Source organism: Microbacterium shimangi (genome assembly GCF_043556445.1).
Taxonomy (GTDB): Bacteria; Actinomycetota; Actinomycetes; order Actinomycetales; family Microbacteriaceae; genus Microbacterium.
On record NZ_JBIGII010000004.1, the window covers coordinates 136,255 to 158,324 of the forward strand.

25 protein-coding genes are annotated in these 22,070 nt (G+C 69.8%); 12 read left to right on the forward strand and 13 right to left on the reverse strand.

What is annotated here, in order from left to right; genetic code table 11:
- Positions 1 to 22 precede the first annotated feature (22 nt).
- The 3 genes from ACFXQA_RS07490 to ACFXQA_RS07500 are packed head-to-tail and all read left to right on the forward strand — an operon-like array spanning position 23 to position 2,827.
- Positions 23 to 1,249, forward strand: coding sequence for a glycosyltransferase 87 family protein (locus tag ACFXQA_RS07490; RefSeq protein ID WP_394519195.1), 1,227 nt, complete (start codon positions 23 to 25; stop codon positions 1,247 to 1,249).
- 4 nt (positions 1,250 to 1,253) lie between these two features.
- Positions 1,254 to 1,595, forward strand: coding sequence for a thiamine-binding protein (locus tag ACFXQA_RS07495; protein ID WP_394519196.1), 342 nt, complete (start codon positions 1,254 to 1,256; stop codon positions 1,593 to 1,595).
- On the forward strand, positions 1,592 to 2,827 hold the full coding sequence (locus ACFXQA_RS07500) for an MFS transporter (RefSeq protein ID WP_394519197.1): 1,236 nt from the start codon (positions 1,592 to 1,594) through the stop codon (positions 2,825 to 2,827). Before ACFXQA_RS07495 ends, ACFXQA_RS07500 begins: the two co-directional genes overlap by 4 nt.
- A gap of 23 nt (positions 2,828 to 2,850) precedes the next feature.
- Here ACFXQA_RS07500 and metX read toward each other — a convergent pair whose 3' ends face one another.
- Positions 2,851 to 4,056: a homoserine O-acetyltransferase MetX gene (gene metX, locus ACFXQA_RS07505; protein WP_394519198.1), complete on the reverse strand. Its 1,206-nt coding sequence runs from the start codon at positions 4,054 to 4,056 to the stop codon at positions 2,851 to 2,853.
- A gap of 484 nt (positions 4,057 to 4,540) precedes the next feature.
- Between metX and ACFXQA_RS07510 the strand changes: the two genes are divergently transcribed.
- Positions 4,541 to 5,239, forward strand: coding sequence for an SDR family NAD(P)-dependent oxidoreductase (locus ACFXQA_RS07510; RefSeq protein WP_394519199.1), 699 nt, complete (start codon positions 4,541 to 4,543; stop codon positions 5,237 to 5,239).
- Between the two features lie 84 nt (positions 5,240 to 5,323).
- Here ACFXQA_RS07510 and ACFXQA_RS07515 read toward each other — a convergent pair whose 3' ends face one another.
- Positions 5,324 to 6,646, reverse strand: a complete 1,323-nt coding sequence (locus ACFXQA_RS07515; RefSeq protein ID WP_394519200.1) for a bifunctional o-acetylhomoserine/o-acetylserine sulfhydrylase — start codon at positions 6,644 to 6,646, stop codon at positions 5,324 to 5,326.
- Between the two features lie 138 nt (positions 6,647 to 6,784).
- Here ACFXQA_RS07515 and ACFXQA_RS07520 point away from each other — a divergent pair, with 138 nt between their 5' ends.
- Entirely contained in the window at positions 6,785 to 7,561 is a 777-nt protein-coding gene (locus tag ACFXQA_RS07520; RefSeq protein ID WP_394519201.1) for an SDR family oxidoreductase, read from the forward strand.
- Between the two features lie 8 nt (positions 7,562 to 7,569).
- Here ACFXQA_RS07520 and ACFXQA_RS07525 read toward each other — a convergent pair whose 3' ends face one another.
- Positions 7,570 to 9,066 (reverse strand): MFS transporter, encoded by a 1,497-nt coding sequence (locus ACFXQA_RS07525; RefSeq protein ID WP_394519202.1) that lies wholly within the window; start codon positions 9,064 to 9,066, stop codon positions 7,570 to 7,572.
- A 102-nt stretch (positions 9,067 to 9,168) separates the two neighbouring features.
- Here ACFXQA_RS07525 and ACFXQA_RS07530 point away from each other — a divergent pair, with 102 nt between their 5' ends.
- The 3 genes from ACFXQA_RS07530 (at position 9,169) to ACFXQA_RS07540 (ending at position 11,053) form a co-directional block, all read left to right on the forward strand.
- Positions 9,169 to 9,663: a phosphoribosyltransferase gene (locus ACFXQA_RS07530; protein ID WP_394519203.1), complete on the forward strand. Its 495-nt coding sequence runs from the start codon at positions 9,169 to 9,171 to the stop codon at positions 9,661 to 9,663.
- Between the two features lie 4 nt (positions 9,664 to 9,667).
- Positions 9,668 to 10,360 (forward strand): uracil-DNA glycosylase, encoded by a 693-nt coding sequence (locus tag ACFXQA_RS07535; protein ID WP_394519204.1) that lies wholly within the window; start codon positions 9,668 to 9,670, stop codon positions 10,358 to 10,360.
- Between the two features lie 78 nt (positions 10,361 to 10,438).
- On the forward strand, positions 10,439 to 11,053 hold the full coding sequence (locus ACFXQA_RS07540) for a GNAT family N-acetyltransferase (RefSeq protein ID WP_394519205.1): 615 nt from the start codon (positions 10,439 to 10,441) through the stop codon (positions 11,051 to 11,053).
- A gap of 42 nt (positions 11,054 to 11,095) precedes the next feature.
- On the opposite strand, the gene ACFXQA_RS07545 is transcribed toward ACFXQA_RS07540, so the two are convergent.
- The 8 genes from ACFXQA_RS07545 to ACFXQA_RS07580 all read right to left on the reverse strand — a co-directional run bounded on the left by ACFXQA_RS07545 (position 11,096) and on the right by ACFXQA_RS07580 (position 18,540).
- Complete coding sequence (locus ACFXQA_RS07545) at positions 11,096 to 11,401, reverse strand: hypothetical protein (protein WP_394519206.1); 306 nt, start codon at positions 11,399 to 11,401, stop codon at positions 11,096 to 11,098.
- Positions 11,402 to 11,411: 10 nt separating this feature from the next.
- On the reverse strand, positions 11,412 to 12,476 hold the full coding sequence (locus ACFXQA_RS07550) for a M4 family metallopeptidase (protein WP_394519207.1): 1,065 nt from the start codon (positions 12,474 to 12,476) through the stop codon (positions 11,412 to 11,414).
- Between the two features lie 45 nt (positions 12,477 to 12,521).
- Positions 12,522 to 13,316 (reverse strand): ATP-binding cassette domain-containing protein, encoded by a 795-nt coding sequence (locus tag ACFXQA_RS07555; protein WP_394519208.1) that lies wholly within the window; start codon positions 13,314 to 13,316, stop codon positions 12,522 to 12,524.
- Complete coding sequence (locus tag ACFXQA_RS07560) at positions 13,313 to 14,101, reverse strand: ABC transporter ATP-binding protein (protein WP_394519209.1); 789 nt, start codon at positions 14,099 to 14,101, stop codon at positions 13,313 to 13,315. Before ACFXQA_RS07560 ends, ACFXQA_RS07555 begins: the two co-directional genes overlap by 4 nt.
- Positions 14,098 to 14,994: an ABC transporter permease gene (locus ACFXQA_RS07565; protein WP_394519210.1), complete on the reverse strand. Its 897-nt coding sequence runs from the start codon at positions 14,992 to 14,994 to the stop codon at positions 14,098 to 14,100. Before ACFXQA_RS07565 ends, ACFXQA_RS07560 begins: the two co-directional genes overlap by 4 nt.
- A complete protein-coding gene (locus ACFXQA_RS07570) occupies positions 14,991 to 15,941 on the reverse strand; it encodes an ABC transporter permease (RefSeq protein WP_394519211.1) in 951 nt (316 codons plus the stop codon). The genes ACFXQA_RS07565 and ACFXQA_RS07570 overlap by 4 nt, the downstream gene beginning before the upstream one ends.
- Positions 15,942 to 15,971: 30 nt before the next feature.
- A complete protein-coding gene (locus tag ACFXQA_RS07575) occupies positions 15,972 to 17,486 on the reverse strand; it encodes an ABC transporter substrate-binding protein (protein ID WP_394519212.1) in 1,515 nt (504 codons plus the stop codon).
- Positions 17,487 to 17,622: 136 nt separating this feature from the next.
- Complete coding sequence (locus tag ACFXQA_RS07580; protein WP_394519213.1) at positions 17,623 to 18,540, reverse strand: alpha/beta fold hydrolase; 918 nt, start codon at positions 18,538 to 18,540, stop codon at positions 17,623 to 17,625.
- A gap of 98 nt (positions 18,541 to 18,638) precedes the next feature.
- On the opposite strand from ACFXQA_RS07580, the gene ACFXQA_RS07585 reads away from it, so the two are divergent.
- From ACFXQA_RS07585 to ACFXQA_RS07600, 4 genes are read left to right on the forward strand one after another with little or no spacing between them, the layout of a single operon-like run.
- Positions 18,639 to 19,112: a carboxymuconolactone decarboxylase family protein gene (locus tag ACFXQA_RS07585; protein WP_394519214.1), complete on the forward strand. Its 474-nt coding sequence runs from the start codon at positions 18,639 to 18,641 to the stop codon at positions 19,110 to 19,112.
- Positions 19,109 to 19,843 carry a tyrosine-protein phosphatase gene (locus tag ACFXQA_RS07590; protein ID WP_394519215.1) on the forward strand — a complete coding sequence of 245 codons (735 nt, stop codon included), beginning with the start codon at positions 19,109 to 19,111 and terminating at the stop codon, positions 19,841 to 19,843. Before ACFXQA_RS07585 ends, ACFXQA_RS07590 begins: the two co-directional genes overlap by 4 nt.
- A gap of 38 nt (positions 19,844 to 19,881) precedes the next feature.
- Complete coding sequence (locus tag ACFXQA_RS07595; RefSeq protein WP_394519216.1) at positions 19,882 to 20,358, forward strand: SIP domain-containing protein; 477 nt, start codon at positions 19,882 to 19,884, stop codon at positions 20,356 to 20,358.
- A 27-nt stretch (positions 20,359 to 20,385) separates the two neighbouring features.
- Positions 20,386 to 20,814, forward strand: a complete 429-nt coding sequence (locus ACFXQA_RS07600; RefSeq protein ID WP_394519217.1) for a DoxX family protein — start codon at positions 20,386 to 20,388, stop codon at positions 20,812 to 20,814.
- Here the strand turns inward: ACFXQA_RS07600 and ACFXQA_RS07605 are convergent.
- Together ACFXQA_RS07605 and ACFXQA_RS07610 are read right to left on the reverse strand one after the other, a co-directional pair.
- Positions 20,793 to 21,248, reverse strand: a complete 456-nt coding sequence (locus tag ACFXQA_RS07605; RefSeq protein WP_394519218.1) for a Fe-S oxidoreductase — start codon at positions 21,246 to 21,248, stop codon at positions 20,793 to 20,795. The two genes, ACFXQA_RS07600 and ACFXQA_RS07605, sit on opposite strands and share 22 nt — an antisense overlap.
- On the reverse strand, positions 21,245 to 22,060 hold the full coding sequence (locus ACFXQA_RS07610; protein WP_394519219.1) for an arginase family protein: 816 nt from the start codon (positions 22,058 to 22,060) through the stop codon (positions 21,245 to 21,247). Before ACFXQA_RS07610 ends, ACFXQA_RS07605 begins: the two co-directional genes overlap by 4 nt.
- Positions 22,061 to 22,070: the final 10 nt, after the last annotated feature.

The following is a 22,070-nucleotide window of genomic DNA, read 5'->3' on the forward strand; positions in this document are numbered from 1 at the left end:
GGGGCCTCGTAGAATGGACGCCGTGTCCAAGCGGGGTGTGTTGTGGATCGCCTTCGTGCTCGTCCACGCGGCGGTCGGTGTGGCGGGCTTCGTCCTCCCCAGCAACCCCATGGGCGACGTGTATCTCGTGTACGAACCCTGGTCGGCGCGAGCGCTCACCGGTGGCGGCATCGTGGGCATCACCGAGCCGTGGGTGTATCCGCAGCTCGCTCTGGTTCCGCTCGTCATGGCCTGGGCCTTCGGGTTTCTGACCTACACGGTCGGCTGGGCCGTCTTCGTCACCGCGCTCGACGCGGTCGTGTTCGGGTTGCTGGTCGGCACAGCCCGTTCGCGAGGTCGTGTGACCGGCGCATGGTTCTGGCTTGCCGCCATCCTGCTGCTCGGCCCGGTCGGCATGTATCGGCTCGACGGCGTGACCGTGCCCCTCGCCATCGCCGGGTCGCTCTGGCTGGTCGGCAGGCCGTGGCTCGGCGCGATCCTGCTCGCCGTCGCGACGTGGATCAAGGTGTGGCCGGCGGCTGTTCTCGCGGCCGCCTTCGTCACGTTGCGGCGACGCTTCACCGTCGTCGGTGGCGCGCTCGCCGTCTCCGCCCTGACCCTGGTGGTGATCTTCATCGCGGGCGGGGGAGCCTACGCGTTCTCGTTCGTGTCGGAGCAGACCGACCGGGGACTGCAGATCGAAGCCCCGGTCAGCGGCTTCTACATGCTCCTCGCATCGCTGGGCGTCGACGGTGCGAGCATCTACTACGAGCCGAACATCCTGACGTTCCAGGTCACCGGCCCGAACGTCGACCCCGTCATCGCGGCGATGACACCGCTGATGGTCATCGCGATCGGCTCGGTGTTCCTGCTCGGCGCGGTCAAGACGTGGCGGGGTGCGTCGTTCGCCTCGGTGTTCCCGGTGCTGACGCTCGGTCTGGTCGTCGGCTTCATCGTCTTCAACAAGGTCGGTTCTCCGCAGTACATCGTGTGGCTCGTCACCCCCGTGCTCATCGGGCTGGTGCTGGATCGCGCGCACTGGGCCCGACCGGCCGTGCTGACGCTCGCGATCGCCGCGCTCACCCAGGGCATCTATCCGCTCGCCTACGACGGTCTCCTCGTCGCGCAGCTCGGGGCCGTCCTGCTGCTCAACGCACGCAACCTGCTGCTCGTGGTGCTCTTCGTCTGGGTGGTCGTGCGGCTGTGCCGCGTGCGCACGCGGGCGGGCGCAGCATCCGCTCGCCGCCGCGCCGCCGCTGTGCGAGGGTGATCCCATGCTCGTCGCTTTCTCTGTCGCTCCGTCCGGTTCCTCCGATGCCGACGGGTCGGTGCACGATGCGGTCGCCGCAGCGGTGAGTGTCGTGCGAGCGTCGGGCCTGCCGAACCGGACGACCTCGATGTTCACCGAGATCGAGGGGGAATGGGACGAGGTCTTCGACGTCGTCCGTCGGGCGACCGACGCGGTCATGCCCTTCGGTTCGCGTGTGTCGCTGGTGCTGAAAGCAGACATCCGCGCGGGACGCACCGGCGAGATCGACGGCAAGATCGAACGCCTGGAGAGCGCTATCGAATCGATTCGCGAGAACGAGGCACGCGGGGATACCATCGAGGAATGACCTCCTCGACTCTCTCGAGGGGTGCGGCGATGCGGGCGCTCCTCTCGCTCGCCATCGGCAGCTTCGGCATCGGCATGACCGAGTTCGTGATGATGGGGCTTCTGCCCAACGTCGCCGCAGAGCTTCTGCCGTCCGCATGGGCGGCCAACCCCGACGACGCGATCGCGCAAGCGGGAGTGCTCATCTCGCTGTATGCGCTCGGTGTGGTCATCGGCGCGCCGACGATCGCGGGCTCGGTCGCCCGCTTTCCGCGTCACCGCGTCATGATCGTCCTGGCGCTGGCGTTGACCGTCTTCAACCTCCTGACGGTGATCGCGCCGACGTACGAGTTGGTGGCTGCATCCCGTCTCCTCGCGGGGCTCCCGCACGGCGCGTACTTCGGTATCGGGGCGCTCGTCGCGGCCGACGTGCTCGGACCGGGAAACCGCGCCAAGGGCGTCGCTTTCGTCTTGACCGGGCTCACCGTCGCGAACGTCGTCGGCGTGCCGCTCGGCACCCTCCTCGGGCAGCAGTTCGGCTGGCGGTTCGCTTTCCTCGCGGTCGGCGGCGTCTTCGCGCTCTCGACCCTCGCGATCATGCTGTTCGTTCCCGAGCACCCGGGTGTGCCCGGGCGCCGGCTCCGCGACGAGCTCAAGGTCTTCAAGGTCGGTCAGGTCTGGTTCGCATTGGGGATCGGGGCCGTCGGCTTCGGCGGGTTCTTCGCGATGTACAGCTACATCGCGCCCATGGTCACAGACCTCGCGGGCTCGCCGGAATGGGCGGTCTCCATCGTCCTCGTGGTGGTGGGCCTCGGTATGACGGTCGGCAACATCGTCGGCGGACACCTCGCTGACGCGAACCTCAAGAAATGGCTCCCCATCGGTCTCGTCGCGATGGCCATCGCCTGCGCCCTGCTGGCGTTGACGGCGGGCTGGGTGGTCACGCTCGGCATCTTCGCCTTTGCGATCGGTTTCGTCGGAGCGGCCCTGAGCCCGGCGATCCAGACCCGACTCATGGACGTCGCGGGCGACAACCAGTCGATCGCTGCGGCGCTCAATCACTCTGCGCTCAACATGGGCAACAGCCTCGGCGCTTTCCTGGGCGGCGTCGTGATCGCGCTCGGCCTCGGGTTCGCGGCGCCCGCGTGGGTGGGTGTCGCGCTCGCGCTGGGGGGCCTGGGCGTGGCGTTGCTGAGCTTCCGTTTCGAGAAGACTCCGGTCGCCGCAGAACCCGAGCCCGCCGCCGTCGCCTGACTCGCCTCGCCAGCGAGGCCTGTTCAGGCCTCGAAAAGTCGGCGGAGGTGGGTTCCGACAGCATCCGTCTCGATGAGAAAACCGTCGTGGCCGAAATCGCTGGCGATGGTCACGGCCTCCCGCCCGTCGAGCGTGTTCGGGATGCTGCGGGCGATGCGGTGCTGTCCATCGATCGGGAAGAGGCGGTCACTGTCGATTCCGAGCACGAGGGTCGTGGCGGTGACCCGCCGCAGCGCGTCTTCGATTCCGCCGCGGTCACGTCCGACGTCGTGCGAGGTCATGGCGTCGACGAGGGTGAGGTAGCTGTTGGCGTCGAAGCGGCGGGTGAACTTGTTGCCGTGGAAGTCGAGGTACGAGGCCACCGCGAAGCGTCCGCCGTGACCGAGCGGGCTCACGCCCGACTGCCACGACCGTTGGAAGCGCTGGTTGAGTTCGGTCGGGCTGCGGTAGTTCAGCAGTGCCATGCGGCGCGCGAGCGCGAGGCCCCGATGAGGCCCGTCGCCGTCGCCGGCGTCGTAGTACTCGCCGGCCGCGAAGCGCGGGTCGATGCGGATCGCCTCGAGCTGCACCGAGTTGAGCGCGATCTGGTCGGCGGTGGTCACCGGCGGCGCCGACAGGATTGCCGCGCGCGTCACCCGCGCGGGGTGGCCGATGGCCCATTCGAGGGCGTGCATGCCGCCCATCGAGCCGCCGACGACCCCGGCCCAGACGTCGATGCCGAGCGTGTCGGCGAGTCGGGCTTGGGCATCGACCTGGTCTCGGATGGTCAGGAACGGAAAGCGCGCGGCCCATTCGTACCCGTCGGGGGCGATGCTCGCGGGGCCCGTCGAGCCCTGGCACCCGCCCAGCATGTTCGGGGCGACGACGAACCACCGGTCGGTGTCGATCGGTGCGCCCGGGCCGACGAGGTCTTCCCACCAGCCGGCGGTCGGGTGCCCGGGGCCGGCCTGCCCGCGAACGTGGCTGTCGCCGGTGAGAGCATGAAGGACCAGCACCGCGTTGTCGCGGGCGGGGGACAGCTCGCCCCACGTCTCGTACGACAGGCGGAACGCGGGGAGCTCTTCACCGCCCTCGGTGCGGAAGTCGCGGAACCCGGCGAATTTGCGGTCACCGACCGGGTCGCCGTCGCGCCAGGCGCCGGTCGCCGGCGGCCGGCCCAACAGCAGGCGTGCGTCAGCCTCCGTGATCGGCGCAGAGGGCACCGTGTCTTCGGAGGTCTGCCAGTCCATACCTCCATCCTCCCGCGTGCGGTGCGCCGTCGGCGGACTGTTACGGCGGGGCGGCCGCATGCTGAGCGGTCACGCCCGTGCGGGAGGCGCTCAGCATCCGCGTTCTCGGCGATGATTCGACCTCGCCCCGTGCTCGCGCTGTCGTGCCGTGCTCGCGGCAACATCCGCGGCATTTCGTAGCATCCGCTACGTCGCCCTGTGTAGCGGATGACGGGAAATGCGGCGGATGCTGCTGCAACCGGACGGAAGTTGCAGCAGACGACGGGGACTGCAGCAGATGCGAGCGCCGCGACGGCGCCGAACTGCAGCGGACGACGGGAAGCGGATACGGGCTTGTGGGGTGGGCACGCGATCAAGAATCCGGGATACGCCGCTGGGCCCCTCGGCCAGCGGACTGTCACACCGTGGATCGATTTGCTGCGGGATGGCGCTGATCCCGCCCACGGCGGCTCCGCGGAGGAGACAATTGCGGGGGAGGAACCCCATGGCGCGATATTTGATCATCGCCGCATCGAGCGGCATCGGTGCGGCGACCTGCGAGCTGTTGCGGGCAGCAGGTCACGAAGTGGTGACGACGGCTCGGGAGGCCGGGAACGGCGATCCCGACATCGTCCTCGACGCGACCGACTTCGACGCGGTCGACCGGGCTTTCGTCGAGGCTGGACGCCTCGACGGCGTGGCGTGCTTCGCGGGCTCGATGCTGCTCAAACCCGCTCACCTCACGTCGCGCGAACAGTACGACGGGGTGATCGCTGCGTCGCTGACGACCGCGTTCGCGACCGTCCGGGCGGCGGGGCGGCACCTGCGGTCGGGCGGCTCGGTCGTGTTGGTCTCATCTGCGGCGGCGATGGCGGGGCTGCCCAATCACGATGCGATCGCCGCCGCGAAGGCCGGTGTCATCGGGCTCATGCTCTCGTCGGCAGCGAGCTACGCATCGCAGGGACTCCGCATCAACGCGGTGGCGCCGGGCCTGACCCAGACGCCGCTGACTTCTGCGCTCACGGCGAGCGAGGGGTCTCGCAGGGTCTCGGAGTCGATGCACGCGCTCGGGCGCCTCGGCGAACCCGACGACGTCGCGCGCGGAGTGGAGTTTCTCCTCGACCCGGCCAACGACTGGATCACGGGCCAGGTGCTCGGAATCGATGGCGGACTCGGTCACCTGCGTCCGAAGGTGCGGGCCTGACCCACGCAGCATCCGCCCGACGCAACTGCCCCGTCCCGAATCGCAGAAGCGATGGGGCCGGGGCAGCTGCGTATGGTGCGAAAACTACGCGCGCGCAGCCTCGACGCTTCGACGGGCCGCGGCCAGCGCCTGCTCGAGGTCGGCCTTGAGGTCGTCGACGTTCTCCAGCCCGACCGAGAGGCGGACGAGACCGGGGGTGACGCCCGTCGTCAACTGCTGCTCGGGGGTGAGCTGCGAGTGGGTCGTCGAGGCGGGGTGGATTACGAGCGAGCGCACATCGCCGATGTTCGCGAGGTGGCTGAAGAGGGTGAGCGAGTTCACGAACTCGCGGCCGGCGCCGACGCCGCCCTTCAGCTCGAACGACAGCACCGCGCCGACGCCCTTCGGGGCGTAGTGGTTCGCCGCGGCGTACCAGGGCGAGGTGGGCAGCCCGGAGTAGTTGACCGAGGCCACGTCGGGCTGGTTCTCGAGCCACTCCGCGATCTCCTGTGCGTTCTGCACGTGGCGTTCGATCCGGAGCGACAAGGTCTCGATGCCCTGGATCAGCAGCCAGGCGCTCTGGGGCGAGATCGCGGCCCCGAGGTCGCGCAGCAGCTGCACGCGGGCCTTGATGATGTACGCGAGCCCGTCACCGACGGCGGTCGTGTACGAAGCGCCGTGGTACGACGGGTCGGGCTCGCTCAGGCCGGGGAACTTGTCGGCGTTCTCGGTCCAGGCGAACTTTCCGCCGTCGACGATGATGCCGCCGATGACCGTGCCGTGTCCGCCGAGGAACTTCGTCGCGGAGTGCACGATGATGTCGGCGCCGTGCTCGAAGGGACGGATAAGGTACGGCGTCGCGATGGTGTTGTCGACGATGAGCGGCACGCCCGCCTCGTGCGCGAGGTCGGCCACGGTGCGGATGTCGAGCACGTTGATCTGCGGGTTGCCGATGGTCTCGGCGAAGAAGAGCTTCGTGTTGGGGCGGACGGCGGCGCGCCACTCCTCGGGGTCGTCCTGGTTCTCGACGAACGAGACCTCGATGCCGAGCTTCGCGAGGGTGTACTTGAAGAGGTTGTAGGTGCCGCCGTAGATCGAGCTCGACGAGACGAAGTGGTCACCGGCCTGGGCGATGTTGAGGATCGCGAAGACCTCGGCGGCTTGGCCGCTCGCCACCAGCAGCGACCCCGTGCCGCCCTCGAGAGCGGTCAGACGCTGCTCGACGACGTCTTGGGTGGGGTTCTGGATGCGGGTGTAGATGTTGCCGAACTCGGCCAGCGAGAAGAGGTTCGCGGCGTGGTCGGCGTTGTCGAAGACGTACGACGTCGTCTGGTAGATCGGGGTCGCCCGCGCCTTCGTGACCGGGTCGGGCTGCGCGCCCGAGTGGATCTGCTTGGTCTCGAAACGCCAGTTCTCGGGTGCGGACATGAGCGGCTCCTGCGTTCGGCTTCGGCCAGGCGGGCGCCGTGACCTGCAGCGAGACTACGCAGGGCCTCACCTGCCCGCCACCCGCGGAGACTCGCGACGTAACAGCCGCCCCGCGCGGCGGCGGGTAGCGTTGTGCCAATGACGCGACGTGCTGTGGTGACCGGTGCCAGTTCTGGGATAGGCGAGGCGACGGCGCGGATGCTGCGCACTCGTGGCTGGGACGTGGTGGGAGTCGCCCGTCGGGCCGAGCGCGTCGAAGCGCTCGAAGCCGAGACGGGGATCGTCGCGTTCGCGGCCGACCTCACCCGCGGCGAAGACGTGGACGCGCTCGCAGGCTGGCTCGCCGAGACCGGCCCCGTGCACGCGCTCGTGCAGATCGCCGGTGGGGCCCGCGGAACGGACTTCGTCGAGAACGGCGACCCGGCCGACTGGCAGTGGATGTTCGAGGTCAACGTTCTGACGACGCAGCGCGTGGTTGCGGCGCTGCTCCCGCTGCTGCGCGACGCGGCAGCATCCGACGGTCACGCCGACACCGTCTTCGTCACGTCGACCGCCGCGCAGACCGCCTACCCGGGCGGGTCGGGCTACAACGCCGCGAAAGCGGCCGAGTCGATGCTGGTGCACGCGCTGCGGCTCGAGCTGAACGGCGAGCCCATTCGCGTGGTCGAGGTGGCCCCCGGCATGGTGGCCACCGAGGAGTTCTCGCTCAACCGGCTGCGCGGCGACCAGAACGCCGCCGATCGCGTGTACGACGACGTCGACAACCCGCTGACGGGCGCCGATGTCGCCGACGTGATCGCGTACGCGCTCGATGCTCCGGGGCACGTGAACCTCGATCTCGTGACGATGCGACCGGTCGCCCAGGCCGCCCAGCATGCGCTGGCGCGCGGGCCGCTGCGGGTGCGCGAGGGCTGAGTCCCGGCTCAGAGCACCTGCGACCGGCCGGCCGCGGCTGCCGCTTCTTCGGGGGCGGAGTCGGCGAAGGCGACCTTGGGGACGAAGAAGAGCAGCGCTGCGGCGAGGAATCCGCCGGCGGAGCACACCGCCCAGACGGTGAGGTATCCGACGAGAGGGGCGGCGGCGCCCACGACGGCCGCACCCGCACCCGCGGCGAGCACCACCCCGAACACCGCCGAGGCGAACGTGCCGCCGATGGTCTTGGTCGTGTTCGTCAACGCTGACGCGATACCCGTCTGGCCGCGGGGCGCGGCCGCTGCGGCGGCGGCGGGCATCGCCGCGACGAGGGCGCCCGAGCCGACGCCGGCGATGGAGAGGTTCGTCAGCACCTGCCAGAGCTCGACGTGGAACGGCACGAAGAGCAGGTAGCCGATGCCGACGAGGGCCGACGCAGCGATGAGGATGAGCCGCGGGTTGCCGCGGCGAGACAGCACGGCGAAGAGCACGGCCCCCGCGATCAGCGACACGAGGTACACCCCGATCACGTTGGACCGGTCGGTCGCGTCGAGGCCGAGGCCGTACCCGAGCGAAGAATCGGTACCCGCGTAGGTCGCGAGCGGACCCTGCGCGCCGAGGAGGCTGATGCCGACCAGGAACGCGGTCGCCTGGATGGGCCACATTTCGGGGCGCACGAGAACACGGATGTCGACCGCGGGGTCGGGCTGGCGCAACTCGTACCAGACGAAGGCGGCCAGCGCGGCGAGCCCGGCGACGAGCAACGCGACGACGACCGCAGGCCCCGGGCCGGCGGGTACACGAAGGAACGACAGGGCACCGGTGATCAGCAACAGGGCGAACGCGAGGAGCACGAAACCGCCGATGTCGAGCCGGCGGCCGGGTACGGGCTCCGACTCGGGCACTCCCAGCCAGATGACGACGCACACGAGTGTCACCGCGATCGCCGGCACCATGAGGGTCAACTGCAGGTTCTCACCGGTCGCGGCGAACAGCCTGCCGGCGGCGAGTGCCCCGAGGATCGCTCCGGCCTGCAGACCGACGACGAGGAGGCCGGCGGCGCGTCGGGTCTGCGAGACCCCGCGTGCCTGACGTCTGCCGCGCTCGAAGACGAGGGCGATCTCGAGCGGCAGCCAGACGACGTAGAAGCCCTGCAACGCCCACGCGATCAGGAAGGTCCAGAACGAGTCGGCGAAGACCAGCCACCAGCTCGCTCCGGCGGTGAGGAGAGCCGAGGCGAGCAGCACTTTCTTGTGCCCGTACATGTCGCCGAGCTTCGCGAGCACCGGCAGGACGAGCGCTGAGAGCAGCAGCTGCGCCGCTTCGAACCAGTTGACGTCGGCGTCGGTCACGCCCAGTCGCACGACGATGTCACTGAGCAGGGGCACGTAATACCCCTGCAGTACGCCGCTGGTGATCTCGACGACGACGAACCAGCCGATGAGCCCGGCGGTGATGCCGAGAGAAGAACCACGCAGTCGATCGGCGGCGGACGATGCGCGAGACATGGGCCGAGAGTACACGGGCGGCGCGGCGCGCATCGTCGCCCGCGGCCGGATCGCCCGGCGCCGTTGCCTAGGCTGAAGGTCGACCGGCCCGAGGAGGACCCGATGACGACAGGTGACGACGAGCGCGAGACGCTCACGTGGGATCAGTTCGGCGAAGCATCCAGAGACCTCGCTCGAGAGATCCTCGCCGACGAGTTCGTCCCCGACGTCGTGGTGGCCATCGCCCGCGGCGGTCTCCTGCCCGCGGGAGCGATCGCCTACGGGCTCGGCGTGAAGAACTGCGGCGCCCTGAACGTCGAGTTCTACACCGGCATCGGCACGGTTCTCGATGCGCCCGAGGTGCTGCGCCCCGCGCTCGACACCGAATACCTGAGCGGGCGGAAGGTGCTGCTCGTCGACGACGTCGCCGACAGCGGCCGGACGCTGGCCCTGGCCGTGAAACTGCTTCGCGACCGCGGCGCAGACATGCGCTCGGTCGTCATCTACACCAAGCCGACCACCATCGTCCGGCCCGATTACTCGTGGAAGGAAACCGCTCTGTGGATCGATTTCCCCTGGTCGGCGCGGGGCACGGTGCAAGAAGAAGACGGAGCCTGACGGCATGGCGAAGTCGCTGGCGGAACTCGCCGACTCCGGGCTGATGGACCGCGGCTGGGCCGAGGCGCTCGCCCCGGTGGCGGACGACATCGCCGCACTCGGCGAGCGGCTTCGGACGGAAGCTGCGGAGGGTCGCTCCTACCTCCCCGCCGGCGAGAACGTGCTGCGCGCCTTCGCCCGGCCGCGCTCCGAGGTCAAGGTGCTCATCGTGGGGCAGGACCCGTATCCGACCCCCGGACACCCCATCGGCCTCTCGTTCGCCGTCGACCGGCACGTGCGGCCGGTGCCACGGAGCCTCGCGAACATCTACACCGAGCTGGAGTCCGATCTCGGCATCGCACCCGCCGCCCACGGCGACCTCTCGGCGTGGAGCGACCAGGGCGTCATGCTGCTGAACCGTGTGCTCACCGTCTCTCCGGGCAATGCGGGTTCGCACCGCGGATGGGGGTGGGAGAAGGTGACCGAGCTCGCGATCCGCAGCCTCGTCGAGCGCGACCGGCCGCTCGTGGCGATCCTGTGGGGGAAGGATGCGGCGAACCTCCGGCCGTTGCTCGGCGCGACGCCGATCGTGGAGTCGGTGCACCCCTCGCCCCTCTCGGCGCGTCGCGGCTTCTTCGGCTCGAAGCCGTTCTCGGCCGCGAACGCGCTGCTCGAGCAGCAGGGCGCTCCGCCGGTCGACTGGCGCCTGCCCGCCTGAGGCCTCCGCAGCATCCGCTCGAGTGAATCGCCCCGCGGGGCGGCGTTCGGGGGTCTCGTCGCCGCTAAAATGGCGCTCATGCTGGAGGACGAGTACGACAAGAGCCGACGCCGTCTGCCCTGGCACCTGCGTCGCTCAGCCGCACCGGAGCGTCCCTTCGAGTACGAGATCCGCCCGGTGCGCGAGGCCGACATCCCCGACATCCGCGAGATCTACAACTACTACGTGACGAACTCGATGGTCACGTTCGACGAGAAGCGGTGGACGCTCGCGCAGTGGCGCGACAAGTACGCGCACCTGGTCAAGCTCGGAATGCCGTTCCTCGTCGCGCAGTCGCCGTCGGGGCAGATTCTGGGATACGCCCTCGTGCAGCCGTGGAAGAGCAAATCGGCCTACCGCTACACCGTCGAGAACTCGATCTACCTCGGGCAGGCGGCCGCCGGTAAAGGCCTGGGGCGTGCGCTGTTGGAGGCGCTCATCGCCGCCTCGCAGGAGGCGGGCATCCGCGAGATCGTCGCGGCGGTCAGCGACCGGGGGGCCGAAGCCTCGATCGCGCTGCACGAGAAGCTCGGCTTCGTCGAGGTCGGACGCATGGGCCGGGTCGGGTTCAAGTTCGGCCGCTGGCTGGGCGTCGTCTATCTGCAGCTCAGCGTGCCCAAGCTCAAGCCGGCGAAACGGCGCCTGTTCGGCTGAGATCGTCGGGGCGGATGCTGCTCGCCTCGTTCGTAGGTTCGCTCAACGGTCGGCCGCGCCGCGCCGCGCCGGGCGCGGAGAGAGCGCGCGCACCTCGTCGACGAGCGTGCGCCAGGGGCCTTCGACCTGGCCGTCGTCGAGCTCGGCCTGACGTTCGGGTTCTTCGTCGCGGCGGGCGCGGATCTGCCAGCGGTAGCGGTCTGCGCCGGGCGACTCGCCGATCGGTTCGCCCCAGGGGCACCCGTCGATGAGGGCGATCCAGTGCGCCACGGCATCGGGGGAGGGTTCCGCACGCCATTCACGTCGGAGGCCGGCGATTCCGCCGGAGCGCACGACGGTCACGATCACTCGCGTCGGCTCAGCGGGTTGCTCCATCGTCGATGACGCCGACTCCGACCCACCCGGCGCGGACGGCGGCGACCTCCTCCGAGTCTTCACCGTACTCCGCTCGGGCTGCCTCCACCGTCGCGTCGGCGAAGTCGACGAACCGGGCCGTCGGCGACAGTGCGCCACCGGTGAGGGTGCGGTACCAGACGAGGCCGGCGCGCTCCCATGCCTTACCGCCGAGTGCGGTGGCGGCGAGGTGGAAGGCCTTGTTCGGAATACCCGAGTTGATGTGCACCCCGCCGTTGTCGTCGGTGGTCTCGACGTAGTCGCGCATGTGACCCGGCTGCGGGTCTTTGCCGAGGACATCGTCGTCGTAGGCCGTGCCGGGGTCTTTCATCGAACGCAGAGCGACGCCCTGCACCTCGTCGGTGAAGATGCCCTCGCCGATGAGCCACGTGGCACGTTCGACCGTCTGGCCGAGGTGGTGCTGCTCTGCCAAGGCACCGAACACGTCGGACAACGATTCGTTGAGCGCGCCCGACTGACCCTCGTACTCGAGACCGCCCGCGGCTTCGGTCACCCCGTGGGCGAGTTCGTGCGCGATCACGCTGAGCGAGCGGGTGAAGCCGGTGAAGACCTCGCCGTCGCCGTCGCCGAACACCATGCGCTCGCCGTTCCAGAAGGCGTTGTCGTAGTCTTCGCCGAAGTGCACGGTCGCCAGCAGCGCACCGCCCGCCGCATCGATGCCGTCGCGCGCGAAGGCATCCCAGAAGAAGTCGAAGGTCGCCCCGAGTCCGTCGAACGCCTCGTCTGCAGCGGCGTCGCCGGTCTCAGGATCGTCTTCGGCGCGGACGATCGCACCGGGCAGGCGCTCGGTGTTGCCCGCGTCGAAGACGACGCGATCGGGGCCGGGTGCGGCCTCGGCGACCAGTGTTCCGGTCTCGTCGATCGAGAGACGGAGGCGGGCGCGTGCCGGGCGCTCAGGCCGGCCCATCGCGATCGTGGCGCGGGCCGCGGCGGCGGCGCGCGCGAGGCGGGGTTCTTCGGTCTCTGCGAGCCGATCGAGCAGGAACGGGGGGATGATCGCGGGGGACATAGCCGAACCCTAGCCGCCGGTTGCGACACCGGAGTGTCGCGCCGATTACGGCCGGGGAAGGGTGGGGATGGCCGCCAACAGCGACTGCGTGTAGGGCGAGACCGGGTTCTGCAGCACGGCCGATGTGGCGCCGCGCTCGACGATGCGCGCCTCTTTCATGACCACCACGTCGTCGCAGAGGTGTTGGACGACGCCGAGGTCGTGCGACACGAGAAGAAGGGTCATGCCGGTGCTCGCGCGCAGTTCGGCGAGGAGGCGCAGGATCTGGGCGCGCACGGTCACGTCGAGTGCCGAGAGCGGCTCGTCGCCGACGAGCAGGGTCGGGCGGTGCACGATCGCGCGCGCGATGGCGATGCGCTGACGTTGACCGCCGGAGAATTCGTGCGGAAACCGATCGGCCATCGCGGCGTCGAGGCCGACCTGAGCGAGCACCTCGCGCACGCGGGCGCGCCGATCGCCGGCGATGTCGAGCGCCCAGAGTGGTTCGCCGACGATGCGCCCGATGCTCATCCGTGGATCGAGCGAGGCATAGGGGTCTTGGAAGACGATTCCGCTCTGCCGGCGGAGCCAGTGCAACGACCGCGCGCTCTGCCGTGCGTCGACCGGTCGTCCTCCCAGTTCGACCGAGCCCGACGTCGGGGTGTCGAGGGCGAGCAGGAGGCGCACGAGCGTCGACTTTCCCGATCCCGACTCGCCGATCACGCCGACGGCCGAGCCCGTCGAGACGTCGAGGTCGACGGCATCCAGGGCCGTCGTCACGGCTCGGGGCGCGAACAGGGCCCGCCGGGGCGCCGTGTAGCGACGGGTCAACTCCCGCGCGCGCAGCAGAACGTCGGTCATCGTCCGCCCTCCGGCCGCCACAGGGTCGCCCGCGCGTCGCGCACCAGGCCCCGCGTGACGGGCGAGACCGGGGCGTCGAGCAGCTGCGCCACCTCGCCGGTCTCGACGACCCGCCCGTTCTCGAGGACCACGGCGGTGGTGGCCACCTGGGCGAGGACGGCGAGGTCGTGGGTGATGAAAACGAGCGACATGCCGGCGTCGCGCACGAGCGAGCCGAGGAGCGAGAGGATGCCCGCCTGGATAGTGACATCCAGGGCGGTCGTCGGCTCGTCTGCGATCAGCAGCCGCGGCCGGCAGGCGAGCGCCATCGCGATCGCGACGCGTTGCCGCTGACCACCGGAGAGCTGGTGCGGGTAGCGGTTCACGATGCTCGCGGGGTCGGGGAGCGCGACGCGCTCCGCCTCGATCACCGAGCGTCTGCGGGCCTCGGCGCGCGAGAGTCCTTCGTGGATCCGCAGCGATTCGCCGATCTGTCGCCCGACCGTGCGGATGGGGTTCAGCGCGGTCTGCGGTTCTTGGAAGACCACGCCGATCTCATCACCGCGCACGCGCGCGAGTTCGCGATCGGGGAGCCCGAGAATCTCGCGTCCGTCCCAGCGGACGCTGCCCGTCGCGGTCGCACCGTCGGGAAGCAGGCCCAGCACGGCGAGGGCGGTGAGCGACTTTCCCGAGCCCGACTCGCCGATCACACCGAGTCGGCCGCCGTCGGGCACGGTGAACGACACCCCGTCGACGGCTCTTCGGCCGCCGATCTCGACCACCAGGTCACGCACCTCGAGACTCATGCGACCACTCCGGGAACGTGGAGACGGGATGCTGCGGTCCGCCGCGAGAGCGTGGGGTCGGTGGCTTCGCGGAGCCCGTCACCCAGGAGGTTCAGGCCCAGCACCGTGACGGTGATGGCCAAGCCCGGCCAGACCACCGTGAGGGGGTGGATCGAGATGTACTGCTGCAGCCCGCTGAGGAGGAGGCCCCACGACGGCTCGGTGACCGGTGCACCGAAACCGAGGTACGACAGACCGGCTTCGGCCAGCACCGCGACGGCCATCGCCCACGAGAGCTGCACGATGAAGACCGGCGCGACGTTCGGCAGCAGATGCCGCCAGAGATTCTGCGCGGGAGAGAGACCGCTCGCGCGTCCGGCGAGGACGAAGTCGCTGCGCAGCACGCGGCGGAGCTCTGACCGGGTGACACGGGCGATGTTGACGCCGAAGCCGATGCCGACGGCCCAGATCACGACCCCGAGCGACCCGCCCCATACCGCCGAGATCATCATCGCGATGAGGAGCACGGGAAAGGCGACGAGCACGTCGATGAGGACGGCCACGGTCTCACGAACCCACCGCGCCGTCAGCGCGCCGAGGGCGGCGAGCGCGATGCCCAGCACCGTGGCGATGAGTCCGGCTCCGAGTGAGACGACGATCGTCGTTCGCGCACCCGCCATCAGAAGGCTGAGGATGTCGCGACCGGTGTCATCGGTTCCGAGGAGATGGGGCCACCCGGGTGCCGACCACCGCGCGGCGATGTCGACCTGCGCGGGCGGGAACGGTGTCCAGAAGGCGGCGACGATCGCCGTCAGGAGCAGCGCCGCCACGACGATGATGCCGAAGCGGCCCGTTCCGAGGCTCCACAGACGTCTCAGCCATTGCCCGCGTCCTGCGGGCGCTATCTCGCTCATGCCGTGTCCCTCTGCCGGGGGTCGATGAAACGGTGCGCGAGGTCGACGACGAATCCGACGATCAGCACGAAGGCGGTGAGGACCAACAGCTCGCCCTGAACCTTGGGGAGGTCTCGGGCGCCCACGTCGGCCACCAGCATCCGCCCCACCCCCGGGAGGGAGAAGAGCTGTTCGATGACGACGGCGCCGACCACGATGCCCGCGACCTGCAGGCCGAGGACGGTCACGACCGACAGCGCCACGTTCGGCAGCCCGTGCCGGATCAGCGCGCGGCGGCGGGTGAGGCCCTTGGCCGCGGCGGTGCGGACGTAGTCCTGGCCCACGGCCTGCAGTGTGGCACTGCGGACGAACCGCATGAGCATCGCGCCCTCGATGACCCCGATCGTCAGCGCCGGGAGGAGCAACGAACGCAACGCGGCGGCGGGGTCGGCCCACCCGTTGCGCGGGAACCCCTGGGCGGGGAGCCACCCCAGCCAGACGGCGAACACGACGACCAGCATCATTCCCGCCCACACGACGGGTACGGCCGCGAGGGCCTGTGCGCCGACGTTCAACGCGGTTCCGTCAGCGCGACCGCGACGGAGCGCGGATGCGACACCGAGGGGGATGCTGAAGGCCATGGCTATCAGCAGTGCCAGGAGCCCGAGAGGCGCGGTCACCTGCGCCTTGGCGGCGAGTTCGTCGGCGACGGAGGTGCCGGTCAACAGCGATGATCCGAGGTCTCCGCGGAAGACTCCGCCGATCCAGTCGGCGTACTGCAGGGGGAGGGGTCGGTCGAGGCCGAGACCGGCCCGGATCGCGGCGATCTGCTCGGGAGACGACGTCGTGCCGCCGATGAGCTGCGCGACATCGCCCGGGAGCACCCGAAGAGTGAAGAAGATGAGCACGCTGGCGACGAGGAGGCCTGCCAGGAGCAGGACCCCCCTCGTCGCCGCGTAGCGGATCACCGCGAAGACACCGTCATCTCGCCGTCGTCATCACTCGGACGACACCGTCACACCGGCCAGCGGAAGGCGGACGTTGAGCGAGTTCTGAGGAAAGTCGCTGACGTGCGTGCCGACCGCGGCGAGGGGCGCGGCGACGAAGAGCCAGTCGGCGGCGTTGTCTTCCGAGACGATGCGTGCGGCTTCGGCCAGCAGTGCATCGGCCTGTTCCTCGTCGACCGAGGCGACCGCCTCGGTGTAGAGCGACTGCACCTCGGGGTTGTCGTAGCCGAAGTAATAGTCGGGGTTCGTCCAGTTCGAGAAGTCGCGCGCCTCGACGTGGCGGACGAAGCTCAGCTCGTAGTCCTTGTTCGTGAAGACGTCTGTGAGCCATACCGAGAACTCGACCGACTCGACCCTCAGCGTCACGCCGATGTCGTCGAACGCCGACACCAGGTAGGTGGGGATCGTCGCGTCGTAGATGTTCGGGATGGTGAGGGTCAGCTCGAGGTCTTCCTGACCCGCGTCGGCGAGCAACTGCCTCGCTCGCTCGGGATCGAACGGGACGAGCTCGGACAGATCTTCGTAGCCGGGGTCGAGCTCGGGGATCGGTCCGAAGAGCGGTGCCCCCACGCCGCCGATCGCCTCGATCAGACCGTCGTGGTCGATCGCGAGACGGAGCGCCTCACGCACGTCGGGGTCGTTCAGGGGGGCGGCGGCGTTGTTGAAGGCCAGGGTGCCCTTGTCGGTCGTCTGACCGGTCTCGATCGCGAACATGCCGCTGTCTTCGATCTGCGAACGGAACTCGGGGTCGAGTTCGAGGGTGACGTCTACCTCGTTCGCGAGGGCCGCGTTGGCCGCGGCCGTGCGGTCGGGGATGTAGTCGAGCACCACCTCGGCGACGCCGGCCGGCTCGCCCCAGTACGACTCGGAGCGCTCGAGGATCAAGCTCTGACCCTGCGCCCACTGGGAGACCGAGAACGGACCGGTGCCGTTCGCGGCCGTCTGCAGGTTCGTCGTATCGCCGGTCTTGACCACGAGTCCGGCGCGCCCGGTGAGCGAGAAGAGGAAGTCGCTGTTCGGGGCGGCCAGGGTCACGACGACGGTCGTGGCGTCGGGGGCGGTGATGGAGGTCACCCCGGTCAGGTCGACGTTGCCCTGAATGGTGGCGTCGTCCTTGGCGGCGGTCAGAGACGTCACGACGTCATCGACGGTCAGTGCGCTGCCGTCGTGGAAGGTGACGCCCTCACGGAGAGTGAAGGTGTAGGTCAGGCCGTCGTCGGACACCTGGAAGTCGCTCGCGAGGCGGGGGACGACGGTGTTGTCCTGGTCGCGCGAGACGAGGCCCTCGTAGACGTTGTCGATGAGGGCCTGGTCGAGGGCGGCGCCTGAGGTGTGTCGCACGTCGAGGTTCGATGGCTCGAGCGTCGCCGCGACCGTCAGGGTCGCGTCGGGGTCGGGGGCGCCGACCGATGTGGGGGTGGGGCTCGGAGTGCTCGTGCAGCCCGACAGGAGCAGGGCTCCGGTGACGAAGAGGGCTGTGGCGGCGAAGGTGGCGCGGCGGGGCATGTGGCGGGTCCTTTCCCCAGGAGGCGGCGTCATCGATGCTGTCGGACGCCGCGGCAGGGCTATCTCGGTGTGCCCTCCAGCCTAGGGTTCCGCGCGACCCCCCGCGGCGGGGCCGACGCGGAACGACACGGAAGGGTCAGAAGAGGCGCACGATCTCGTCCGCGAGGGCCAGCGGCGCGTCTTCCTGCACGTTGTGACTCGACGCGAGGGTCACGATGCGGGCCGCTGGCGCGTGCGCCGCGAACTCGGCAGCATCCGCCTCTGTGACGTACCCGCGATCGGCACGGATCAGCGTGATGGGAGCTCGCACTGCGGCGAGGTCCTCCCATCCGGCGCCGCTCAGAAGCGTGGCCACAGCGTCATCGGTGGCGGGCTCGCCCGCAGCGTTCGCGGCGGCCGCGGCGAGGTGGGCGAAGTGGTGCTTCCACTCGACGCGGCCATCCGTACGCACCCGGGAGTTGAGGAAGACCCCCCTGGCGGCTTTCTCGCGCGACCCCCCGCCGAGCCCGAAGGCGAGGGCGCGATCGACGAGTTCGTCGCGCGACGCCCAGTCGGTCGGGCCGGCGAAGAAAGCCCGCACCTGGGTGGGCCCGGCATCGGGATCGACGCCGGGGGTGATGTCCACGATCATCAGGCGCGAGACAGAAGCGGGGGTGGATGCTGCGACGGGCGCGGCGGTCAGACCGCCGAGCGATTGACCGACGAGCACCTGGGGGCGGTCGGTCCACTCGGCGAGTGCGGCCACGACGTCGGGGGAGAGGAGCCGCGGCGCATAGGTGGCGTCGTCGCGCCACGACGAATCGCCGTGCCCGGCGAGATCTATCGCGAGAGCGGGGCGACCCAGCGCCACGATCGTGGTGTCCCAGGTGTGGGCGTTCAGACCCGCGCCGTGGAGGAACGTCACCTCGGGTGGGGCGTCGCCGTACCGCAGCGCACTCAACGACCGGCCGTCGGGGAGTGTCAGGGTGAGGCGCTCGCCGCGCGGAAGCGGACCCGGCAGGCCCGCGTCGGCAGCCTGGTCGGGGAGGAAGGAGAACTCGTCGAAGTCGGGCACGCGGCCATTCTGCCCCGTCGTCGGGACGGCCGGATCTTTCGCGAGGTTCAGGGTCTGGTTGCCGAGCGTGTCGAACCCCGCGCGCATAGGCTGAAGGCATGAGCGAAGAGCCTCGCGTGCACCTCTCGCGTTCCGCGCCCGATGCCTACCGGGCGCTGGAGACGTTCTCCAAGACGGTGGGCGCGTTGGCGGCGGATTCGGGCATCGAACCGCGCCTGAAAGAGCTCGTGCAGCTCCATGCCTCGCAGCTCAACGGGTGCGCGTTCTGCGTGCGGATCCACGTCGACCGCGCGGTCGCGGCGGGGCTCTCGGCCGACGAGATCGCTCAGATCGCGGTGTGGCGCGAGTCGGGCGTCTTCTCCGACCGCGAACGCGCCGCACTCGAATTGGCGGAGGCGTTCACCTTCATCTCTGAGGACGGCGTCCCCGACGAGGTCTACGACCACGTGGGCGGCATCCTGAGCGAGGCGGAGTACGTCGGGCTGAGTTGGATCCTCGTCGCGATCAACGCCTTCAACCGGGTCGCCATCGCGGGCCGCTATCCCGTTCCGCCGCGACCGGAGAAGGCGTGAGCCGCGGCGCGCAGCGCTCCCTGGTCTCGGGGGTGCTGAACTTCCGCGACATCGGAGGGCTGCCGGCGGGCGACGGGCAGACACGGAGCGGCGTGCTCTACCGGTCGGGCAACCTCGCCACGGTCGACGAATCGGGCTTCGAAGCACTGCGCGCACTGCGGCTCCGGAGGATCATCGACCTTCGGGACGACGAGGAGGTGGAGCGGTCGCCGAGCCTGGTCGACGGCCTCGACCTCACCACCGAACGCGTGCCGGTCTTCCTCGGCTCGATCACGTCGTTCTTCGAGAACGACGTGAGCCTGGCCGAGTTGTACTCCAGCCTCATCGTCGAGGCCGCCGACCGGGTCGTCGAAGTCGTCCGGAGCATCATCGTCGATCAGCCCGTTCTCGTTCACTGCACGGTGGGGAAGGATCGCACCGGAGTCACCGTCGCGCTCGCGCTCGCCGCCGCGGGTGTCGACCTCGATGCGATCGTCGCCGACTATGCGCGCACCGAGAAGATGCTCCCCGCGGCGCGCAACACCGAGGTCGTCGCACGTCTTCGCGCGATGCATCCGGAGGCGGTCCACCTCGAGGAGCTCGCGACGCGGTCACCGGCGCGGGTGATGCGCGGGCTGCTCAAGCGCCTCACCGACGAGTACGGCTCGCCGAGCGACTACCTGCGTGCCCATGCGCTGGACAGGGACGAGATCAGCGAGCTTCGCCGCATCCTGATCATTCCCGCCACATAAGGTGAGGCAACCCTTCCCTCCCGTATAGTAGGAGGGTCATGGTCCAGAAAAGCGAGCACAACGAGACCGCCTGCCGGTCTTCGCGTCACACCCGGGTGCAATATCTCGTCACGGCAGACGAGTCTTCGCTCGTCGACCTCGAGACCCTTCTGGTGACCCTGCCGCTCTGCTCGACCGGACGCCTCTTCATCGAGGTTCCGGATGCTTCGTGGATCGGCCGCGTCAGCGCCCCCGCCCGCATGACGGTGACGTGGCTCGACCGGTCGCGCCGCGGCGGTGCGCCGGGTGAGGTGCGCGCCTGCGCCCCCGGAGAAGCGCTCACCCGCGCCGTCTCGGGCTGGGCGGGCGAGATGCTCTGCGCGTTCGAGGGTCATGCAGCCGCGAACACGCGCGTCTACCTGCTCGGCGGCTACCTCGGCACGGCAGACATCGTCGACGAACTCACGGTGGGCTACGACATCGACGCGGAGTCGATCCACACCCCCGAGCGCTTCGGCCTGGCCACCGCCCGCTGACCCGCTCTTCGCGTCTACGATCGCGTCATGGGCCTTCCTCGTTCGATCGCTCGCTGGCTGCTGGGCGCGGTTCTCACCTTCGCCGGCATCGGCCACCTGACCTTCGCGCGCGAATCCTTCGTCGCCCAGGTGCCGCAATGGCTGCCGTTGCCCGTCGACGTGGTCGTCGTGGCCTCCGGCCTCGTCGAGATCGCGCTGGGGCTCTCGCTCATCGTGTTGGCGCGTTACCGCGTGCTGATCGGGTGGATCACCGCCGCGTTCTTCATCGCGGTCTTCCCCGGCAACATCGAACAGTTCGTCCGCGGCACAGACGCGTTCGGGCTCGACTCCGATCTGTCGCGCGGCATCCGCCTGGTCTTCCAGCCGCTGCTCGTGATCTGGGCGCTCTGGTCGACCGGGGCCTGGCGGGCCTGGCGCCAGCGGCGAAGCTCGGATCAGGCGGCTCGCGGAACGTAGTTCCCGTCGACGAGCCCCGCCTCGATCTCGAACCGATTGCGCAGCGGATCGCGCCCGGCGATGGCGTACAGCACCGGCATGAGGATGCCGTAGTGACGCCACTGGCGCTGGTGCACGGCCTCGTGGCGCAGCATCGCGGGCGTCACGCGCCCGCCGCCGGTGAGGAAGCATCCGCCCACGCATACCCCGCCGCGTCCGAACGCCCAGTTCGGCAGGCCTCGGAACACCCAGAGACCCTCCCGGCGTTCGATCCGGCCGGTGCTCCAGAGCGTGCCCCAGACCCAGCCGACGGCGCTGCCGTAGAGGTATCCGAATCGGCTGACGGGCGAGTCGAGCAGAATCGAGGGGATCCAGCGGTCGAGACGCCGGCCGCGCGCCACCGCGAGTTCGGCGCGCTCTTCCCACCCCGTGGGCGGAACCGGCACCGGGCTCACGCGAGTGCTCCGACGATGCGAAGGATCGTGCCGAGATCGTCGACGGCGGCCTCGGGGGAGGGCGGCGCGAACCCCGCGAGCGAGGCGCCGACGAGGGGAAAGCGAGCGCGAAGCGCGCGGACCGAGGCGACCAGGTCGGTCGCGGCTACTCCGAACGGCTGTGCCGATTGCACGCCGGAGATCTCGGCCGGATCCAGCACGTCCAGGTCGACGTGAACGAACACGCGTGTGGCACCGGTCGCGGCGACCGCCTCTGCGAGGGCATCGTGCGATGAGAGGTCGTCGGCAGACAGCATCCGGATCCCTTCGCCGACGACGAACAGCTCTTCTTCGAGATCGAGCGAGCGTGCGCCGGCGAGCACGACCCGGCCCGGGGTGATGGTGCCCTTGTCGAGTGCGACCGCGGCAGGACCGTCGCCCAGGATGCTGCGCAGAACCATCCCGCTGTAGGCGCCCGACGGCGACGTCTCGGGCGTATTGACGTCGGCGTGGGCGTCGAACCACACGATCGCGACGTCGTCCGCAGCGACGGCCGCAACGGCTCCGGCCGCGACGCCGCAGTCACCGCCGATCACCACGACGGGTTCATCGGCCTCCCGGACGAAAGCCGCGAGATCTTCGCGCACACGGGCGACGGCGCTCAGGCGCTGTACCCCGGAGTCGAGGGCGTCGCCGGCCTCGAGGGGAACGGCGAGGTGCTCGGTGGTCGATCGCGGGAGGTCTCCTGCGATCGCCTCAGCCCCGTCGCGCAGCCGCATGGCACGCGAAGACGGACTGCCCTGCCACTGCGGTACCACTACGAACCGGGTCACGCTCTCATCC

What these genes read in the sequence shown, in the direction of transcription:
- ACFXQA_RS07495 (WP_394519196.1), top strand. Translation starts at nt 1,254, where the DNA reads ATGCTCGTCGCTTTCTCTGTCGCTCCGTCCGGTTCCTCCGATGCCGAC.
- ACFXQA_RS07500 (WP_394519197.1), top strand. Translation starts at nt 1,592, where the DNA reads ATGACCTCCTCGACTCTCTCGAGGGGTGCGGCGATGCGGGCGCTCCTC.
- metX (WP_394519198.1), bottom strand. Translation starts at nt 4,056, where the DNA reads ATGGACTGGCAGACCTCCGAAGACACGGTGCCCTCTGCGCCGATCACG.
- ACFXQA_RS07510 (WP_394519199.1), top strand. Translation starts at nt 4,541, where the DNA reads ATGGCGCGATATTTGATCATCGCCGCATCGAGCGGCATCGGTGCGGCG.
- ACFXQA_RS07515 (WP_394519200.1), bottom strand. Translation starts at nt 6,646, where the DNA reads ATGTCCGCACCCGAGAACTGGCGTTTCGAGACCAAGCAGATCCACTCG.
- ACFXQA_RS07520 (WP_394519201.1), top strand. Translation starts at nt 6,785, where the DNA reads ATGACGCGACGTGCTGTGGTGACCGGTGCCAGTTCTGGGATAGGCGAG.
- ACFXQA_RS07525 (WP_394519202.1), bottom strand. Translation starts at nt 9,066, where the DNA reads ATGTCTCGCGCATCGTCCGCCGCCGATCGACTGCGTGGTTCTTCTCTC.
- ACFXQA_RS07530 (WP_394519203.1), top strand. Translation starts at nt 9,169, where the DNA reads ATGACGACAGGTGACGACGAGCGCGAGACGCTCACGTGGGATCAGTTC.
- ACFXQA_RS07535 (WP_394519204.1), top strand. Translation starts at nt 9,668, where the DNA reads ATGGCGAAGTCGCTGGCGGAACTCGCCGACTCCGGGCTGATGGACCGC.
- ACFXQA_RS07540 (WP_394519205.1), top strand. Translation starts at nt 10,439, where the DNA reads ATGCTGGAGGACGAGTACGACAAGAGCCGACGCCGTCTGCCCTGGCAC.
- ACFXQA_RS07550 (WP_394519207.1), bottom strand. Translation starts at nt 12,476, where the DNA reads ATGTCCCCCGCGATCATCCCCCCGTTCCTGCTCGATCGGCTCGCAGAG.
- ACFXQA_RS07555 (WP_394519208.1), bottom strand. Translation starts at nt 13,316, where the DNA reads ATGACCGACGTTCTGCTGCGCGCGCGGGAGTTGACCCGTCGCTACACG.
- ACFXQA_RS07560 (WP_394519209.1), bottom strand. Translation starts at nt 14,101, where the DNA reads ATGAGTCTCGAGGTGCGTGACCTGGTGGTCGAGATCGGCGGCCGAAGA.
- ACFXQA_RS07565 (WP_394519210.1), bottom strand. Translation starts at nt 14,994, where the DNA reads ATGAGCGAGATAGCGCCCGCAGGACGCGGGCAATGGCTGAGACGTCTG.
- ACFXQA_RS07575 (WP_394519212.1), bottom strand. Translation starts at nt 17,486, where the DNA reads ATGCCCCGCCGCGCCACCTTCGCCGCCACAGCCCTCTTCGTCACCGGA.
- ACFXQA_RS07585 (WP_394519214.1), top strand. Translation starts at nt 18,639, where the DNA reads ATGAGCGAAGAGCCTCGCGTGCACCTCTCGCGTTCCGCGCCCGATGCC.
- ACFXQA_RS07595 (WP_394519216.1), top strand. Translation starts at nt 19,882, where the DNA reads ATGGTCCAGAAAAGCGAGCACAACGAGACCGCCTGCCGGTCTTCGCGT.
- ACFXQA_RS07600 (WP_394519217.1), top strand. Translation starts at nt 20,386, where the DNA reads ATGGGCCTTCCTCGTTCGATCGCTCGCTGGCTGCTGGGCGCGGTTCTC.